The organism is Mycobacterium sp. IDUB_24 (genome assembly GCF_055419385.1).
Genome location: NZ_JBVAXO010000001.1, coordinates 657,645 through 673,266 on the forward strand (window position 1 = coordinate 657,645; position 15,622 = coordinate 673,266).

17 protein-coding genes are annotated in these 15,622 nt (G+C 67.2%); 9 read left to right on the forward strand and 8 right to left on the reverse strand.

Annotated elements, in window-relative coordinates; all coding sequences use genetic code 11:
* Positions 1-2: 2 nt before the first annotated feature.
* The 3 genes from ACZYZF_RS03240 to ACZYZF_RS03250 form a co-directional block, all read right to left on the reverse strand.
* Positions 3-1,154, reverse strand: coding sequence for a thiolase family protein (locus tag ACZYZF_RS03240; RefSeq protein ID WP_463744161.1), 1,152 nt, complete (start codon positions 1,152-1,154; stop codon positions 3-5).
* A 79-nt stretch (positions 1,155-1,233) separates the two neighbouring features.
* The gene (locus ACZYZF_RS03245; RefSeq protein ID WP_463835126.1) at positions 1,234-3,453 is read right to left on the reverse strand and encodes an acyl-CoA dehydrogenase family protein; all 2,220 of its coding nucleotides are present in this window, start codon (positions 3,451-3,453) and stop codon (positions 1,234-1,236) included.
* A gap of 5 nt (positions 3,454-3,458) precedes the next feature.
* Complete coding sequence (locus ACZYZF_RS03250; RefSeq protein WP_463834495.1) at positions 3,459-4,451, reverse strand: NAD-dependent epimerase/dehydratase family protein; 993 nt, start codon at positions 4,449-4,451, stop codon at positions 3,459-3,461.
* A gap of 110 nt (positions 4,452-4,561) precedes the next feature.
* Between ACZYZF_RS03250 and ACZYZF_RS03255 the strand changes: the two genes are divergently transcribed.
* Positions 4,562-5,176 carry a TetR/AcrR family transcriptional regulator gene (locus ACZYZF_RS03255; protein WP_463743549.1) on the forward strand — a complete coding sequence of 205 codons (615 nt, stop codon included), beginning with the start codon at positions 4,562-4,564 and terminating at the stop codon, positions 5,174-5,176.
* A gap of 9 nt (positions 5,177-5,185) precedes the next feature.
* Here the strand turns inward: ACZYZF_RS03255 and ACZYZF_RS03260 are convergent, their stop codons facing one another.
* Both ACZYZF_RS03260 and ACZYZF_RS03265 read right to left on the reverse strand, forming a co-directional pair.
* Positions 5,186-5,854, reverse strand: a complete 669-nt coding sequence (locus tag ACZYZF_RS03260) for a GNAT family N-acetyltransferase (RefSeq protein ID WP_463834497.1) — start codon at positions 5,852-5,854, stop codon at positions 5,186-5,188.
* Positions 5,855-5,904: 50 nt separating this feature from the next.
* Entirely contained in the window at positions 5,905-6,063 is a 159-nt protein-coding gene (locus ACZYZF_RS03265; RefSeq protein ID WP_463834499.1) for a hypothetical protein, read from the reverse strand.
* Positions 6,064-6,293: 230 nt separating this feature from the next.
* Between ACZYZF_RS03265 and ACZYZF_RS03270 the strand changes: the two genes are divergently transcribed.
* Positions 6,294-7,394, forward strand: a complete 1,101-nt coding sequence (locus ACZYZF_RS03270) for a helix-turn-helix transcriptional regulator (RefSeq protein ID WP_463834501.1) — start codon at positions 6,294-6,296, stop codon at positions 7,392-7,394.
* Between the two features lie 2 nt (positions 7,395-7,396).
* On the opposite strand, the gene ACZYZF_RS03275 is transcribed toward ACZYZF_RS03270, so the two are convergent.
* Positions 7,397-8,803 (reverse strand): PepSY-associated TM helix domain-containing protein, encoded by a 1,407-nt coding sequence (locus ACZYZF_RS03275; RefSeq protein WP_463834503.1) that lies wholly within the window; start codon positions 8,801-8,803, stop codon positions 7,397-7,399.
* A gap of 107 nt (positions 8,804-8,910) precedes the next feature.
* A complete protein-coding gene (locus ACZYZF_RS03280; RefSeq protein WP_463743544.1) occupies positions 8,911-9,453 on the reverse strand; it encodes a hypothetical protein in 543 nt (180 codons plus the stop codon).
* Positions 9,454-9,515: 62 nt separating this feature from the next.
* Here ACZYZF_RS03280 and ACZYZF_RS03285 point away from each other — a divergent pair, with 62 nt between their 5' ends.
* From ACZYZF_RS03285 to lipE, 5 genes are read left to right on the forward strand one after another with little or no spacing between them, the layout of a single operon-like run.
* The gene (locus ACZYZF_RS03285) at positions 9,516-10,157 is read left to right on the forward strand and encodes a class I SAM-dependent methyltransferase (RefSeq protein WP_463834505.1); all 642 of its coding nucleotides are present in this window, start codon (positions 9,516-9,518) and stop codon (positions 10,155-10,157) included.
* A gap of 32 nt (positions 10,158-10,189) precedes the next feature.
* On the forward strand, positions 10,190-10,543 hold the full coding sequence (locus ACZYZF_RS03290; RefSeq protein WP_463743542.1) for an ArsR/SmtB family transcription factor: 354 nt from the start codon (positions 10,190-10,192) through the stop codon (positions 10,541-10,543).
* The gene (locus ACZYZF_RS03295; RefSeq protein WP_463834507.1) at positions 10,540-11,175 is read left to right on the forward strand and encodes an SRPBCC domain-containing protein; all 636 of its coding nucleotides are present in this window, start codon (positions 10,540-10,542) and stop codon (positions 11,173-11,175) included. Before ACZYZF_RS03290 ends, ACZYZF_RS03295 begins: the two co-directional genes overlap by 4 nt.
* 57 nt (positions 11,176-11,232) lie before the next feature.
* Positions 11,233-11,718, forward strand: a complete 486-nt coding sequence (locus ACZYZF_RS03300; RefSeq protein WP_463834509.1) for a peroxynitrite isomerase — start codon at positions 11,233-11,235, stop codon at positions 11,716-11,718.
* On the forward strand, positions 11,715-12,950 hold the full coding sequence (gene lipE / locus ACZYZF_RS03305) for a lipase LipE (protein ID WP_463834511.1): 1,236 nt from the start codon (positions 11,715-11,717) through the stop codon (positions 12,948-12,950). The genes ACZYZF_RS03300 and lipE overlap by 4 nt, the downstream gene beginning before the upstream one ends.
* Before the next feature lie 6 nt (positions 12,951-12,956).
* Here lipE and ACZYZF_RS03310 read toward each other — a convergent pair whose 3' ends face one another.
* Complete coding sequence (locus ACZYZF_RS03310) at positions 12,957-13,403, reverse strand: PPOX class F420-dependent oxidoreductase (RefSeq protein ID WP_463834513.1); 447 nt, start codon at positions 13,401-13,403, stop codon at positions 12,957-12,959.
* A gap of 49 nt (positions 13,404-13,452) precedes the next feature.
* On the opposite strand from ACZYZF_RS03310, the gene ACZYZF_RS03315 reads away from it, so the two are divergent.
* Together ACZYZF_RS03315 and ACZYZF_RS03320 are read left to right on the forward strand one after the other, a co-directional pair.
* Positions 13,453-15,000 carry an acyl-CoA carboxylase subunit beta gene (locus ACZYZF_RS03315; protein WP_463834515.1) on the forward strand — a complete coding sequence of 516 codons (1,548 nt, stop codon included), beginning with the start codon at positions 13,453-13,455 and terminating at the stop codon, positions 14,998-15,000.
* Between the two features lie 39 nt (positions 15,001-15,039).
* Positions 15,040-15,477 (forward strand): DUF4383 domain-containing protein, encoded by a 438-nt coding sequence (locus tag ACZYZF_RS03320; RefSeq protein ID WP_463743536.1) that lies wholly within the window; start codon positions 15,040-15,042, stop codon positions 15,475-15,477.
* Positions 15,478-15,622: the final 145 nt, after the last annotated feature.

The window sequence follows — 15,622 nt, forward strand, 5'->3', positions numbered from 1 at the left end:
TCTCAGTCGCCTTCCAGGATCAGGGTGGTTTGCTCAGACAGGATGCCGCCGTTGCCGGAGACGAACGCCCGGTTGCAATCGTCGACCTGGGCCGCACCCGCTCGGCCCATGATCTGGCGGGTGGCATCACACACGTGGTGCATACCTCCGGCCAATCCTGCTTGTCCGAACCCGAGTTGGCCGCCGGCGGTGTTGAGTGGGAAATCGCCGCGGAAGGTGAGGTCGTGATCGGACACGAAGGACATGCCCTTGCCCTTCTCACAGAACCCCGCGTCTTCCAGGCTGAGCAACACCGTGATGGTGTAGCAGTCGTAGATCGACACCATGTCCATCTGGTCGCGCGTTAGCCCGGTCATCCCGAACGCGGTGTCGGCGGCCTTACGGATCGGGGTGTCCAGCAGGTTCTCCGCGTAGGTGGGTGTCTTGAACGGCACATGCTCGCCAAACCCCTTGACCCACACCGGCCGGTTGCGGGCGCGTGCCGCCACCTCGGCACTGGCCACGACGACTGCGGCCCCACCGACGCAGGGCATCACGATCTCCAGCATGTGCAGGGGGTCGGCGATCACCGGACTGGCCAGGACGTCCTCGATGGTCAGCGGCTTGTCTTTCCAGATGGCGCCGTCGGTGTGGTTGGCATTGACCCGCTGGTCCACCACGATCTTGGCCATCGCCCGCTCGTCATAGCCGTACTCATAGGCATAGCGCTGAGCGACCTGGCCATAGGGGCCGTTCTGGCCGAGGTTGCCGTAAGGAATGTCGAATTCGGCCTGCGGCGAGCCGAACTGGTTGCTGGACGAACCGAAGAACACCGCGTCGGTCAGCACCTTTGGTTTCCGCTCGGAGGTCGCGGTGATGTAACGCGCAGGCAGGGCGCACAGCACCACGTCGCACAGGCCGAGTTCGATCGCGGCGGCTGCCCGCCACACCATGCCCGCAGCGCTGGCCCCGCCGAGGTCCAGCAACTCCGCGAAGTTCGCTCGCACGCCCAGATATTCGGCCACCGTGGACGGTACGAAGATCTCAGACTCACCCAGGTGCGAGGTGACGATGCCGTCGACCTGTTCAGCCGACAGACCGGCGTCCTCCAGAGCCGCGGCCGCCAACAGCGCCCACTGTTCCAGGGTGAACGGGGCCGGCGCAGCCTTGGCCATCCGCTCGGGCGGAAGCTCGACGTAGCCGACGATCGCGGCCTCGCCCCGTAGTCCCCTACGCGATCCCAATATCGTCTCCTTATTTGCGGGGTAGACCCAGGATCAGCTGGGCGATGATGTTGAGCTGAATCTCGGTGGTTCCGCCGCCGATGAGCTCGGCGGGAAGGTCCAGGTAGGGCGCCACCACTGCCGGTTGGCTGTCCTGTTCCAGGGCAAGCGGTCCGATCAGTCCCAGGGTGAGTTCGGCTGCGCGGCGCAACATCACATTGGTGGCCACCTTCGCGATGCTCGACGCCGGACCCGGCGCCTGCCCGTCGAGCAGACGCAACGTCTCACGCACCCCCAGCGCCTTGAGTGCGTTGGTGTAGGCGTCGATCTCACCGATGGCGTGCAGCACCGGATCGGGATCGATGCTGACGGTGACAAGTTCGCGCAGAGCGCCCATCCGGTCGATGTTGACGTAGCCGCTGATCGCCACCCGTTCGTGGGCCATGGTGCTGATGGCCAACTGCCAGCCCGAAGCTGGGTCGCCGAGCAGCATCTCGTCGGGCACGAATACGTCGGTCAGGAACACCTCGTTGAACTCGGCCCGCCCGCTGGACTGGGTGATCTGACGGAATTCCACTCCGGGGGAGCGCATGTCGAGGATGAAGTAGCCGATACCGCGGTGCTTGGGGGCGTCGGGATCGGTTCGGGCCAGCAGCGCACCGTAATCGGCCCGATGAGCCAGTGAGGTCCAGATCTTGTGCCCGTTGATCTGCCAACCACCCTCTACCCGCACCGCCCGGGTGTTCAGCGAGGCCAGGTCGGAGCCCGCGCCCGGCTCACTGAACAGCTGGCACCAGGACAGGTCGCCGCGCAGCGTCGCGGGCACGAAACGTTCTTGCAATTCGGGAGTTCCGGCCGCGATGACACTCGGCAGGATCCATTCGGCGATACCCACCGAAGGTCGCCCCAGGTCGGCGCGCTTGCCGAACTCCTCGTCCACGATGAGCTGCTGGCGCACGCTGGCGTCACGGCCCCACGGCGCGGGCCAGTGCGGGGCGATCAACCCCGCGTCGGCCAGCAGGTCACGCCGTGCACCCACCGCGAACTCCGGGTAGTCGCCTTGCCGCCCGAAGCCGTTGTCGGACAATGTGAGTGCGCGGTCGAGCACCTCGGCAACCCGGGCCCGGAATTCGGCATCTGACTCGCCGAGGTTCACCGTGACATCGCGGGTGGCGCTGGCCGACAACTCGCCGAGGTTACGGGTCCAGCGCGACACCGGACCGATCGAGGCAGCCAGGCTGGTGGCCCGCCGCCAGTACAGGTGCAGGTCGTGTTCCCAGGTGAACCCGATCGCTCCGAGCATGGTGAGTGCCTCGAGCACCAGGCCGGGAACCGGCATGACCGCCATCACCGCGGCCGAGCAGGCGGTCAGCCGGTGCTGGTCGGTGTCGGTGGACCCATTGAGTGCCCGCACCGCATCCCAGGCCGCTGCTGTCGCCAGCGCGCTGTTCACCAGCAGCATTGCCGCCTTGTGCTGTAACGCCTGGAATGTGCCGATCGGCTTGCCGAATTGCTCACGGGTGCGTAGATGTTCGGTGACGGTGTCGACACACCACTGGGTGATGCCGGCCGCCGCCGCGGCGGTGAACGCGACGGTCAGATCGCTGACCCGGCCGGCGTCCAACCCGGTCAGAACCGCACCGGCCGGCACCGCGTGATCGCGTAGGCGCAGGATTCCCAGATCGGTGGTCAGGTCGGTGCCGCGACGCGGCTCGACCTGCCCCTCGACCGGGTTCAGCACCAACCAGAGCAGGGCGCCCGTCTCGTCGGTGAACGGCACCACGACGCGCTGGGCCGAGCACATTCCCAGGGTGAGGCCCGTCGAACCGGTGAGGCGCCACTCGTCGCCGTCGCGCCGGGCCGTGAAGTCCGAGTGGTCTCCGGACACCACGACGGCGGGGGTGCCGGCGGTGATCTCCTTGAGCAACGCATCGGCGGCGGGGCTCGGCTGCGAGGCCGCCGCGGCCCCGGTGATCGCCGTGGTGAGCAGGGGGCCCGGCAGGAGGGTCGATCCAGCGGCCTCGAGCACGCAGGCCATGTCTTCCAGTCCACCACCCTGGCCGCCCACTGATTCCGGTAGATGTACGGCGTGGAAGCCGTTGTCCACCAGTGCGTCCCACCAGCTTGGCAACCGGCCTGCGGCCAGATCGTCCAACCCGGACCGGGTCGCGTCGATCGGTGCGTGGCGGGCCGCGAACTGCTCGACGGCCTCGCTGAGCTGTTGTTGCTCCGGGGTCAGAGCGATGGACACATGGGTCACGAGCGCCTCCTGGCGGCGAAGAAGCGGGCACCCTCGGCGATGGATTCCGTCGTCGGCCTGGGCTGCCATCCGAGTTCACGGACCGCCTTACCGTGATCCATCGGCGACATCACGTGCATGAGTCGCACGGTCAGCGGGCTGAGCTTGTTCTCCTTCTTGCACAGTCGCGCCAGCGGATCGACCACTGCACCCGCCCCCGCCAGCAGGCGGATCGGAACACCGCGCCGTGGTGGCTCGACATCCACTGCTGCGCAGGCGGTTCGGTAGATCTCGCGGGCGCTCAGGAATCGTTCGGACACGATGTAACGTTCGCCGACCCGGCCCCGTTCACCGGCCAGGACCAGCGCCTCGGCCGCATCGGCGATGCCGACGGTCTCGGCCGCGGCGCCCTTGACGTAGAACGGCATCTTGCCCCGGACGGCGGCGGCGACCAGACCGCCGTGCGGCGTCGGCAGCCAGTCCCCCGGGCCGTAGGTGTTCGACACACACATCGCGACGGCGGGCAGGCCGCGCTCGCGGGCGTAGTGCAGCACCATCTGTTCGGCGAGCACCCTGGTGTGCACGTAGTCGCCGCCGATGTCGAGCCAGTTGTGCGGCAGATCCTCGGTGGCCGGCCCGCATTCGGCGATACCGATCGTGGCGATCGAGCTGGTGAAAACAAATTTTCGTAGGCCCGCTTCCACCGCGACATCCAAGACCCCTTGCAGCCCTTCGACATTGGTTCGCCTCAGTGGAGCCGGATCACTCAGCCAGGCGCGGGCGTCGACGACGCAGTAGTACACCACGTCGCAGTCGTCCATCGCGGCGCGCACCGACTCGAGGTCGAAGATGTCGCCGTAGACCCGCTCCACGTCGAGATCGTCGATACCGCGGGTGGAACTGGTGCTACGGATGAGCACGCGAACATCCTCGCCGCGCTCGACGAGTCGTCGGGCAACATGCGAGCCGAGGAATCCGCTGGCCCCGATGACCAGTTTCTTTTTTGCCATGTGCCCTTGCGTTCGTCTCTCCAGTTTTACGAGACGCTACGTCTCGTCTTGTGGGAGACTACGGTGGGTAGCTTTCCGTGTAAAGATCCCTGCAAAGGACCGAGAAGGGCATGCCGACGACCCCGACCAGCGACGCAACAGTGCCGACAAACTCAGGGCCGACCCGGCGGCGCAGCGAGAAATCGCGGGTGGCCATCATCGAGGCCACCCGCGCCCTGCTATTGGACCGGGGCTTTGACGGGCTGAGCATCGAGGCGGTCGCCACGCGGGCCGGGGTGGGCAAGCAGACCATCTACCGGTGGTGGCCGAGCCGGCCCGCACTGGTCGCCGACGTGCTCCTGGAGGACGCCGACAAGATCCTGGCCACCATGCCCCACACCGACGACGTCACCGCGGACCTGGTCTCGTGGGCAGGCACGCTCGCCTCGGCCCTGACCACCAAGCGCGGCAACGCCATGTTGCGCATCCTGACCGCCGCCTCACTGGAACACGAGGACACCGCAGCGCGGCTGCGGGCAGGCTTCAGCCGGCCACTCCTCGACTCGGTACGCACCCGACTGCTGGCCGACCGGATCGAGCCCGACCTGGCGTCGGCGGCCGCCGATGCCCTGCTCGGCGGAGTGGTCTACCCGCTGCTGTCCGAGGGTCAGAGTTACTCCCGGCAGCGAGCCGAAACCGTGGCGCGCACCATCGTCGCGAGCCTGCGGGGCCAGACTGACAGCTGAGGCTGTCAGCTACGCGCGGGGTTCGGCCCCCGGCGCTCGCACGACCATCGGCACGGCGGGGAAGTACGTCGCCATCTCCGAACGGCATTTGCGCAGCGCGGCGGTACCGTAGCCGCGTTTACGGAAGTCCGGGTGGATCCAGATCCGGACGTTGACCTCACCGTGGGTCAGCTCACCGAACACCATGCCGACCTTCTGGTCGCCCTCCGACGCCACGAACCAGGCAGCCTCTTCGGCGTCCACCCGGCGCAGCGCGGCGCGGATCTCGTCGTCGACATCGGCCGCCGGAGCGCCCGACCCGTCGCCGGAGGCACCCACGTCGGTGGTCCTGGCGACGAAGATGTCGCGGTCGGTGTCGGCGCTGAACGGCCGCAACTCAAGGGATTCGCCCGAAGCCGCCGGGCGCTCGGACACCGTGAAGCTGAGCTGGCTGTTCAGGTCATCGAGTTCGGCCGCGATCGCCCGTCGCGAATCCTTTGTGATCTGTGCGAACGACAACCCCACCACGGCCTCCGACGCCACGTGCGAGGTGCCGAGAAGCTGGGCAACCGCCTCGACCGCGGCCGCGCGATCGTCGGCGTCCACGATCACGTCGAGCACCTCGTGGCGCCGGTTCAGGGCGTTGAGCAGAGCGTCGGCAATTTCGCGCCGCGCCGCGGCTTTGTCGTGATCGGTCATACCGCGAGCGTAGATCAGCGGTCTGTGCTCTGTGGAGTGCAGCCGTCAGGTCACAACCGGTCCATTTCCCGCGCCATCACCGACCACTCGAAATAGACCAACCGCGAGGCGCACTCGTAGGAGTGCCGCCCATGGTCGTGACCGTCGATCGGCCGTCGCCACAATTGTCCGGCAACCTCCGATGGTCGTGGTGAGGTGAACGAAAACATGCCGAGCCCCCTTTGCTGGCTTCATTTTCGGCGACCCGGTGATCAACATCCGGCGCCATTCATCACCGCAGACAACCACCCAGATCGGAGCCGGACATCCTCTATCCGGTTGATATTGACTGTGGTTTACTCGGACATCTGGACCGGTCGGCACCAACGAGGTCCACCAGCTACGTACCGACACACCAACTGCCGATGCATCTGCCTACGAACGAATCGGGACGCGTGACATGCTCACGGTCGAAGGATTCTCGCGTCTTGTAGCCGGCGTCTACGCCGCCGCGATCGCTCCCCAGCACTGGGAGTCCACGATCCGCGACATCCACCGGGCGATCGGCGGCAACGGCGGAGCGCTGCTCACCGCCAACCAGTCGATCTGGTCGATCCAGAACTCGATTCTGCCCACGGGCGCGGCCGCCAGCTACGCCGAGTATTACCACCGGCTCGACGCGCCCCTGGCGACCGTCGAGAAGGGCGCGGTGGGGACCGTCCGGACCGGGACAGAACTGGTCGTCCCCCATCGCAATTCGGAGTTCTACACCGACTGGCTGCACCCCAATGAACTGGAGGACGGCCTGTTCGCCCGGCTCTCCCAAGGGCCGCGCCCGGCGTGCTTCCTGGTCCACGCCCCGTTGGCATCCGAGTCGTTCGGATCCAGAGACAGGGTCAAACAGTTCAGCAGCCTGGTTCCGCACCTGCAACAGGCCCTACGCGCGCAACACTCACTCGACGACTTCGCCCGCGAGGACGCAGACCTGCAGGCCGCCCTGGATTCCGTGGATCACGGCATCGTCGTGATCGGGGCAGGCGGCCAGGTACTGAACCTCAACGCCGCGGCCGAAAAGGTCCTGCGTGACGGTGACGGCCTTCAGGTGGTGTCCAGGCGCATCACGGCGGCCAATGCCCCAACCAATCGGACCCTGCACCGTGCTCTGCGCTCGGCGCTGACCGGCACCTCCGACAGCGTGCGGGGAGGTCACTCGTTCACCGCCCAAAGACCCTCGGGTACCAGGCCATTCGTGATTCACGTGCTGCCGCTCCACCGCTTTGACGAGCCCGACCGCCGGCGGGCGCTGGTGGTGTTGGCCGATCCGGGCCATGAGCCCGAACCCGGCACGGACCTCCTGCAACGCCTGTACCACCTGACGCGCACCGAGGCCGACATCGCGCTGCGGGTGGCGCACGGCGCTGATCCCAAGCAGATCGCCGAGGACCTGTCGGTGTCGATCACCACCGTGCGCACCCACCTGCACCGGGTGTTCGACAAGACCGACACCCACCGCCAGGTCGAACTGGTGCGGCTACTCCTGACCCTGCATCCGGTGGCCTGAGTTCAGCCCCGGCCGTGGGCACTGCGCTTCCGCATGGCGATGATCGCATCCACGATCAGGAAGGCCAGCAGGCTCAACCCGAACAACGGCAAGGACCATCCGATGACGGCGACGACGACCACCACGGCCACGCTGCCCCACGGCGGCAACTGGCGCAGCGCCCCGCGCAGCGGTGGGCGGCCCACCGCCCAGGCCGACCCCCGCGTGGGCCGGCGCAGCCACCACATCCGATAACCCCGCACGATGACGGTGATCAATCCGACCATGGTGAGCGCCAGCACAGCCTGGTTGGCAATACCGAACAGCAGGCCCATGTGGGCATCGATCGTCCAGTCGGTGAGCTTGGCGAGCATGGGCCACTGTGCGAAGTTCACCCGGTCGGTCACCTTCCCGGAATCAGCGTCGACCGCGATCTCGTCGGCACGCGTGGGCCAATCACGTTTGCGTTCAGCCACTTTCCAGGCTTGACCGGCTTCAGCCGGCGGATACATCCACATCGGGCCGCGGAGCCCGGCCTGCTCAGCCGTCCGCAACACGGTGTCGGCGCCGCGCAACTCGGACGGGCCGCCGTGGTGGCCGTGGTGTGCGGCCTCAGCGACCGGGCCACCCGACAGGGAGGTGTCGACGGCAGGTGCCGTGGTGTTCAGCTGTGCCTGGATCCCGTTGACCGTCTCGCCCGCATAACGGGACCAGGTGATACCCGAGACCGACAACGCGAGCAGGACCGCCGCTATCCACACGCCCACCGCACCGTGCCAGGACAGCGTGCGTCGACGCCCCGAAGCTGTGCGGTCCGGCAGGACAAGGTCGCGCATCGTGCGGTTCTCCCGGCGACGCATGATCCACAGGGCCAGCCCGGCCAGTGCGATCACCCACATCCAGCTGGCAGCCAGCTCGCTGTAGTTGCGTCCGAACGCGCCGAGGTGCAAGTTGCGATGCAGCTCGTCGAACCAGGCCCGCACCGGCATCCACTGCCCGTAGGTGGTCAGCGCCCCGCGCACCTCACCGGTGTAGGGATCGACGAACACTGTGCGCGAGTAGTCCGGCGGAATGTCCTTGAATTCCGGTCCCACCAGCAGGCGGATCTGGGTGGTCTCGTCAGGCGCAGCCGGCGGGCGGATGCTCTCGACCACGCCTTCCGGATGAGCGTGCCGCGCCGCGGCAAGCTGGTCTGCCAGCGGCAGCCGCTCGGTGCCCACCTGGTCGACCGTCAGCTCGTGCCGGTAGACGTGCGTGTCGATCTGCGGGATCAGCGCATAGAGCAGGCCGGTGACGGCGGCGATCAGGATGAACGGCCCGACGAATATGCCGGCATAGAAGTGCAGCCGCACCAGAAGGGGACGCAGGGAGTGGCGGCTGACGGGCGGAGGGGATTCCTCGCGGAGTTGATCGTCAGGTGTGATGGTCATGGAAATGCCTTCGCGGAAAAGAATTTTGAGAGAACCAGAGAGGTGCGCACAGGGCACAACGCGTAACAGCCCGTCGCTGACGACGGGCTCAGATGAAGGAGGCGGGGTTAGAAGCCGATGCCGGACGTTGCCGGCGGTGCCCGCATTCCGAGGCCGGTGCGCAGCAGAACAGGCCGCGCCACAACGATATTCGAAGGCCGCCAGAGCTCGCGCACCGACGGGTGGATCTGGGCGGCGGCGAAGATCCGCATCCAGGACAGCACCGAGGCGCACACCACGTACAGGTATTCGGCCATACCGATCACCAAGCCGAGGCCGACCGCCGCAGCGGCATGCATCCCGATCATCGGGGTTGTGAGCAGCGATGCCGCGTGATGGTGGCCGCCGGACATTGCGAGTGCCAGGTGGCCCAGGAGTTGTCCGGCGCCGAGGCCGGCGATCAGCAGGCCGGTCCTGGCCCATCGGGTCTGGGTGTTCAACCCGCCGACGGCGGCACCGAGGGCGGCACACAACAGCAGCAACACGATCAACGGGCTACTCGTCGGGGCCATGCCGCCGGCCGCGGTGTGAGCGACCGCTGCGGTGAGCGCCGAGCACCCACCGACCAGGCCACCGCGCAAGTACGCGGCGTGCTTGACGGGGGTGCTCACCTGCGGAACCTTACCGTCCAGCCTGAGCTGGGCTCCCCGTGTCGCGCCCTAGAGTTGGCGGCGTGACCGGCGGGGCCTATGAGCAATATGAGTTGATCGCCACCGAGTACGCCCGGGCCTTTGCCGGCGAATTCGACGACCGGCCGTTCGATCGCGCGGTCCTGCGGTCCTTCGCCGACCTGGTGGTGCGGTCCGGCGGCACGAGCGCCCTCGACGTGGGCTGCGGGCCCGGTGAGCCCACCGCCGAGCTTGCCGACTGCGGCCTTCGGGTCGAAGGCATCGACGGCTCGGCGGCGATGGTTTCTCTGGCCGCCCAGCGGTGGCCGCGGCTGCGGTTTCAGACCGCCGACATGTTCGATCTCCCGTATACGGCGGGGACCTTCGATGCGGTATGTGCCTGGTACTCGATCATCCACACCCCAACCGTGGCTCTGCCGGAACTGTTCACCGAGTACCGCCGGGTCCTGAGCAACGCCGGATGGATACTGCTGGGTTTCCAAACCGACGGTGAACCCGCGGTCTACGACCACGCCTTCGGCCGGGACGTGGAACTGACGTTCCTGCGCCACGACACCGCCGCGGTGTGCGCCGCCCTGGAGTCGGCGGGATACACCGTGTACGCGACAACCAAGCGCGCCCGTCAGGCGCAGCTGGATGAGCCCACGGCCCAGGCCATGGTGATCGCGCAGACGAATAACTGTTGACTTATATAAGCCCCCGCTTCTATTCTGAAGCTGTGCACGCCTTCGACATTCTCGGAGACCCGGTGCGCAGGCGGATCTTGGAGCTCATCCAGGCCGGCGAGCTGTCATCCGGTGCCATCACCGAGGTGATCCGAGCCGAGTTCGAGATAAGCCAGCCCGCGGTATCACAACACCTCAAGGTGTTGCGGGACAACGGTTTCGCCAGCGTGCGGGCGGAGGGCACGCGGCGGTTGTACCGCGTCGACGCCACGCCGCTACGCGAGGTCGACCAGTGGCTTGAGCGCTTCCGGCGTAATTGGACACCGCATCTGGATGCGCTGGCGACCGAGATCGCGCGCGGCAAACGTGAACGAAGAAGAACCACGAACAAGGAGGCTTCCCCGTGATCGACGTCCAACACCAGCTCAACGCTGTCCGCCGCAGTGTGGGCCGCCAGACGTTCGAAGCCCGAGCGGCGCGCGTCGTGAGCGTCAGCCAGACCTACGACACCGACGCCGCCGATCTCTGGGATGCCTGCACCAGCCTCGAGCGGATCCCGCGCTGGTTCCTGCCGATCACGGGTGATCTACAGGTGGGCGGCCGTTTCCAACTGGAAGGAAACGCTTCCGGTGAGGTGCTGACCTGCGAACCGCCGCGCTCCTTCACGACCACGTGGGAGTCCATGGGGGCCACCAGCTGGGTAGAGGTCACCATCACCGCAGCGGGCGAGAACCGCGCCACCTTCACCCTCGACCACATCATGCACGCCGAGGACGATGACGAGTTCTGGCTTCAGTTCGGGCCGGGAGCGGTCGGAGTCGGTTGGGACTCTGGGCTTCTCGGTCTCGCCGGATACCTCGGCAGCGGTGATCGCATCACACCGGAGGAGGGTGCGGCCTGGGCGGCCGGCGACGAGGGCCGCGAGTTCATGACGTCCGCGAGCGAACTCTGGTACCAGGCCGCGTTGGCCGGCGGCGAGGATCCCGCTCAGGCACGCGCCGCGGCGGATCGCACCTCAGCGGCATACACCGGGGGCTGACCTGGGCAGACGCGCCCGTGACAGGGAGCTGCCGGACCACGGCCGTACCCTGTCGGTGTGCCTGACCTCCACCCGAACTTGACCGCGCTGGCTCCCCTACTCGGCACCTGGTCCGGGCCCGGCGCCGGTGAGTATCCGACCATCGAGGCGTTCGAGTACCTCGAAGAGATCACCTTCGGTCACGTCGGCAAGCCGTTCCTGACCTACAGCCAGCGCACCGCGGCCCCCGACGACGGCCGCCCGCTGCACGCCGAGACGGGATACCTCCGGGTCCCCGAACCCGGCCGGGTCGAATGGGTGCTGGCACACCCGACGGGCATCACCGAGATCCAGGAAGGCACCGTGCGTGCCGTCGACGGACGCATCGACATGGAGCTGTCCGCGACCACGATCGGATTGACCGCCTCGGCCAAAAATGTTGCGGCACTGTCACGTTCCGTCCATGTCGACGGCGACCTACTGACGTACACCCTGCAGATGGGCGCGGTCGGAAAACCACTGCAGCACCATCTTTCCGCCACGCTGACCAGGAAGACCGCATGAGCCAAGACGGCAAGATCGCCCTCCCCTCCGACCTCGACACCGTCACCGACATCGGCGACGAGGATCACTCGGAGATCGACCCGCGAGCCGTCGAGCGCATCTGGGAATCGGTGCGGTACTGGTACGGATCCGGCATGCACCCCGCCATCCAGGTGTGCTTGCGGCGCAACGGAAAAACTGTACTGAACCGCGCCATCGGCCACGGCTGGGGCAACGGTCCCGACGACGCGCCCGATGCCGAGAAGATTCCCGTCACCACCGGCACCCCGTTCTGCGTCTACTCGGCGGCCAAGGCGATCAGCACCACCGTGGTGCACATGCTCGTCGAGCAGGGGCATTTCTCCCTCGACGACCGGGTCTGCGACTACCTGCCCAGCTACACCAGCCACGGCAAGGACCGCACCACCATCCGGCATGCGGTGACCCACAGTGCCGGAGTCCCGATCCATACCGGACCACGTCCCGACGTCACCCGCGTCGACGACAGCGAGTACACCCGTGAGCAACTGGCCCTCCTCAAACCGGTGTACCGGCCGGGCCTGGTGCACATCTACCACGGCCTGACCTGGGGTCCGCTGATCCGCGAGATCGTCTCGGCGGCCACCGGTCGCAACATCCGCGACATCCTGGCCGACGAGATCCTCGACCCGCTGGGCTTCCGGTGGACGAATTACGGTGTTGCCCCAGAAGAGGTTCCGCTGGTGGCACCCAGCCACGTGACCGGCAAGCCGCTGCCGGCTCCGATCGCGGCGGCATTCCGGGCCGCAGTGGGCGGGACGCTGGACCGGATCATCCCGCTCAGCAATACGCCGTTGTTCCTCACCAGCGTCATCCCCTCGTCGACCACCGTGTCCAACGCCGACGAGCTGTCCCGGTTCGCCGAGATCCTGCGTCGCGGAGGTGAACTCGACGGGGTCCGGATCATGAAGCCCGAGACGCTTCAGGCCGCGACCGCGCCGTGCCGCCGGATGCGTCCGGATGTGGCGACCGGCCTCAAACCGATGCGCTGGGGCACCGGCTACATGCTCGGCGGAAAGCGGTTCGGACCCTTCGGCCGCAACACGCCCTCGGCGTTCGGACACACCGGCCTCGTCGACATCGCGGTCTGGGCCGACCCGCAGCGCAGCCTCTCGGCCGCGATCGTCAGCAGCGGCAAACCCGGGGCACACCGCGAGGCGAACCGCTACCCCGCTGTGCTGAACCGGATCTCGGCCGAGATTCCGCTCGGCTGAGGCGAGTCAGCGCAGTTTCTCCCCGTACACCCGCTCGACGGTCAGGGTCATCAGTACCCGGCGATCGGAGACCATCACCGACCGGTACTCATCCCAGTCGGGATGCTCCCCGGCCGCGCGGCGGTAGTAGTCGACCAGCGTCTCGACCTCGGGGCCATGCGGGTCGGTTCCCGGCCCGGTGAGCGTTACCGCACCTTCGGCAGTGGCCCAGGACCAGCCGTCGGCGCTGGTCACTTCGAGCACGGCACGCGGATCTCGACGCAAGTTGACCGTCTTCGCGCGTCCTTCCGTCATCGACACGTAGATGACGCCGGCGGCCCGGTCGAAATAGGGCGTCACCGGCGAGAGTTGCGGGACGCCGGAGGCCTTGATGGTGGCCAGCACGCCCAACCGGGCCTCGGCCAGTACATCGCGCGGATCGAACGGCGGGTTAGATGAGGTGTTGGCGGTCACATCTGTGCGCAACCTCCGACCGCACGCCCGCTATTCCAGGAGCTGCCGAATGCCCGACGATGCCCTCCGCGAGGATCTCACCGAACTGCTGCGCCGAAAGGCGCTCACGGAAGACGCCGGCAGACCCGAGGCGGTGGCCCGCCGCCACACCGCGGGAGGCCGCACCGCCCGGGAGAACATCACCGACCTGATCGATGACGGATCGTTCGTCGAGTACGGGCGGTTCGCGATCGCGGCTCAGCGACAGCGTCGCAGCCTCGACGACCTGATCGAACGCACCCCGACCGACGGTCTCCTGGCCGGAACGGCACGGATCGACGGCGCCGCGTGTGCGGTGCTCTCGTACGACTACACCGTGTTGGCCGGAACCCAGGGCGCCATCGGCCACCGCAAGAAGGACCGGTTGTTCGAGATCATCGAGCGGCTGAAATTGCCGACGGTGTTCTTCGCCGAGGGCGGCGGTGGCCGCCCGGGTGACACCGACATCCCGACGGTGTCGTCCCTGGAGATCCGGGCATTCGCGTTGTGGGCCGGGCTGTCCGGCCTGGTTCCGCGCATTGCCGTGGTCAAGGGCCGGTGTTTCGCCGGCAACGCGGTGATCGCCGGTGCGGCCGATCTGATCGTCGCGACCGAGGACAGCTCGATCGGGATGGGCGGACCGGCGATGATCGCCGGCGGTGGCCTCGGCGAGGTCGCCCCCGACGAGGTCGGCCCGATCTCGGTGCAGGCACCCAACGGCGTCGTCGACATCGTCGTGGCGGACGAACAGGAGGCGGTCGCGACCACCAGGAAGCTGATGGGGTACTTCACCGGGTCGACGGAATCAGGCCCAGCTTCCGACCAAACAGCCCTGCGCACAATGATTCCCGAACGGGCGCGGCGTGCCTATCCGGTGGCACCGATCATCGAGACCCTCTCCGATGCCGGCTCGGTCACCTTCTTGCGTCAGAAGTTCGCCCCGGAGATGGTGACGGCCCTGGCGCACATCGACGGTAGGCCCGTCGGTGTCATCGCCAACAACACCATGGTGATGGCCGGCGCCATCACCGCCGCGGCATCCGACAAGGCTGCCCGGTTCCTGCAGTTGTGCAACGCATTCGGTCTGCCGGTGGTGTCGCTGGTGGACTGCCCCGGATTCATGGTCGGTCCGGCTGCCGAAGCCGAAGCCCTGGTGCGCCGCGGGTCCCGAATGCTGGTGGCCGGTGCAGCACTGACGGTGCCGCTGGTGGCGGTGATCCTGCGGCGCGGTTACGGTCTTGGGGCACAGGCGATGTGCGGTGGAAGCCTCCACGAGCCGCTGCTCACGGTGGCGTGGCCGGGCGCCCACCTGGGTCCGATGGGCCTGGAGGGCGCCGTCCGACTCGGTCTGCGGAAGGAACTGGAGGCCATCGCCGACGACGACGAGCGCGAGCAGGCCGTTCGGGCTGCCACGGCAGCCGCCGAGGAAAACGCGCGGGCGCTCAACTCCGCATCGTTGTTCGAGATCGACGACGTCATCGACCCGGCGGAGACCCGGAAGTTGATCGCCGCAACACTCGCCGCGGCCGCGCAGCACGAACGGCCCGCACCACGCGCGAGGTTCGTCGACACCTGGTGAACCGTTGACTACACGCTGTAGTAGACGTAACGTCCGGGCATGCGGCGGTGGAGTTTCGCTCAATGGGGACTGCTGATCATCTCGCTGTTCCACGTGGTGCAGGCAATCATCGGATTCATTGCCGAGCCGAGTTTCGCCATCGGCCCGGACGCGCCGACGACCCCGATTCTCGGCATGGATTACAACGGTTGGCATGCGGTGGCCGGCCTGGCTTTGTTCGGTCCGGGCCTGGTGCTGTGCTGGAGAAAATCCTGGGCCGTGCTCTATCTGCTGCTGGCCGCGGTGGCCGGGGCGCTGCCGGGAATCTGGGCGTTCTTCTCCAACCAGGTGGCCTACATATTCGCCTTCCCCAACAACACCACCGACGCGGTCGTGCACCTGGCAACCGCCGCGGTGATGCTGGCCGTGGCGGGTGTGCAGATCTACCGCGATGGCGGTCTAGGTAACTCGCTGTCCGGGCTAACCCTGAAGCGGTGAACAAATCAGTTAGCTGAGCGGCCTGCGGATAACAATTCGGTCACCGCAGCCGGCGGCACAGATCACGATCAATTAAGAATGGTCTCCGGTCTTTGAGACATTTCAAGATCATCGGCCACTTTTCGGCGGTATTGAGGCGCAGTTC

Bases quoted from the DNA above. Each gene is read 5' to 3' on its own strand.
- ACZYZF_RS03240 (WP_463744161.1), bottom strand. From the start codon at position 1,154: ATGGCCAAGGCTGCGCCGGCCCCGTTCACCCTGGAACAGTGGGCGCTG.
- ACZYZF_RS03250 (WP_463834495.1), bottom strand. From the start codon at position 4,451: ATGGCAAAAAAGAAACTGGTCATCGGGGCCAGCGGATTCCTCGGCTCG.
- ACZYZF_RS03255 (WP_463743549.1), top strand. From the start codon at position 4,562: ATGCCGACGACCCCGACCAGCGACGCAACAGTGCCGACAAACTCAGGG.
- ACZYZF_RS03260 (WP_463834497.1), bottom strand. From the start codon at position 5,854: ATGACCGATCACGACAAAGCCGCGGCGCGGCGCGAAATTGCCGACGCT.
- ACZYZF_RS03265 (WP_463834499.1), bottom strand. From the start codon at position 6,063: ATGTTTTCGTTCACCTCACCACGACCATCGGAGGTTGCCGGACAATTG.
- ACZYZF_RS03270 (WP_463834501.1), top strand. From the start codon at position 6,294: ATGCTCACGGTCGAAGGATTCTCGCGTCTTGTAGCCGGCGTCTACGCC.
- ACZYZF_RS03275 (WP_463834503.1), bottom strand. From the start codon at position 8,803: ATGACCATCACACCTGACGATCAACTCCGCGAGGAATCCCCTCCGCCC.
- lipE (WP_463834511.1), top strand. From the start codon at position 11,715: ATGAGCCAAGACGGCAAGATCGCCCTCCCCTCCGACCTCGACACCGTC.
- ACZYZF_RS03315 (WP_463834515.1), top strand. From the start codon at position 13,453: ATGCCCGACGATGCCCTCCGCGAGGATCTCACCGAACTGCTGCGCCGA.
- ACZYZF_RS03320 (WP_463743536.1), top strand. From the start codon at position 15,040: ATGCGGCGGTGGAGTTTCGCTCAATGGGGACTGCTGATCATCTCGCTG.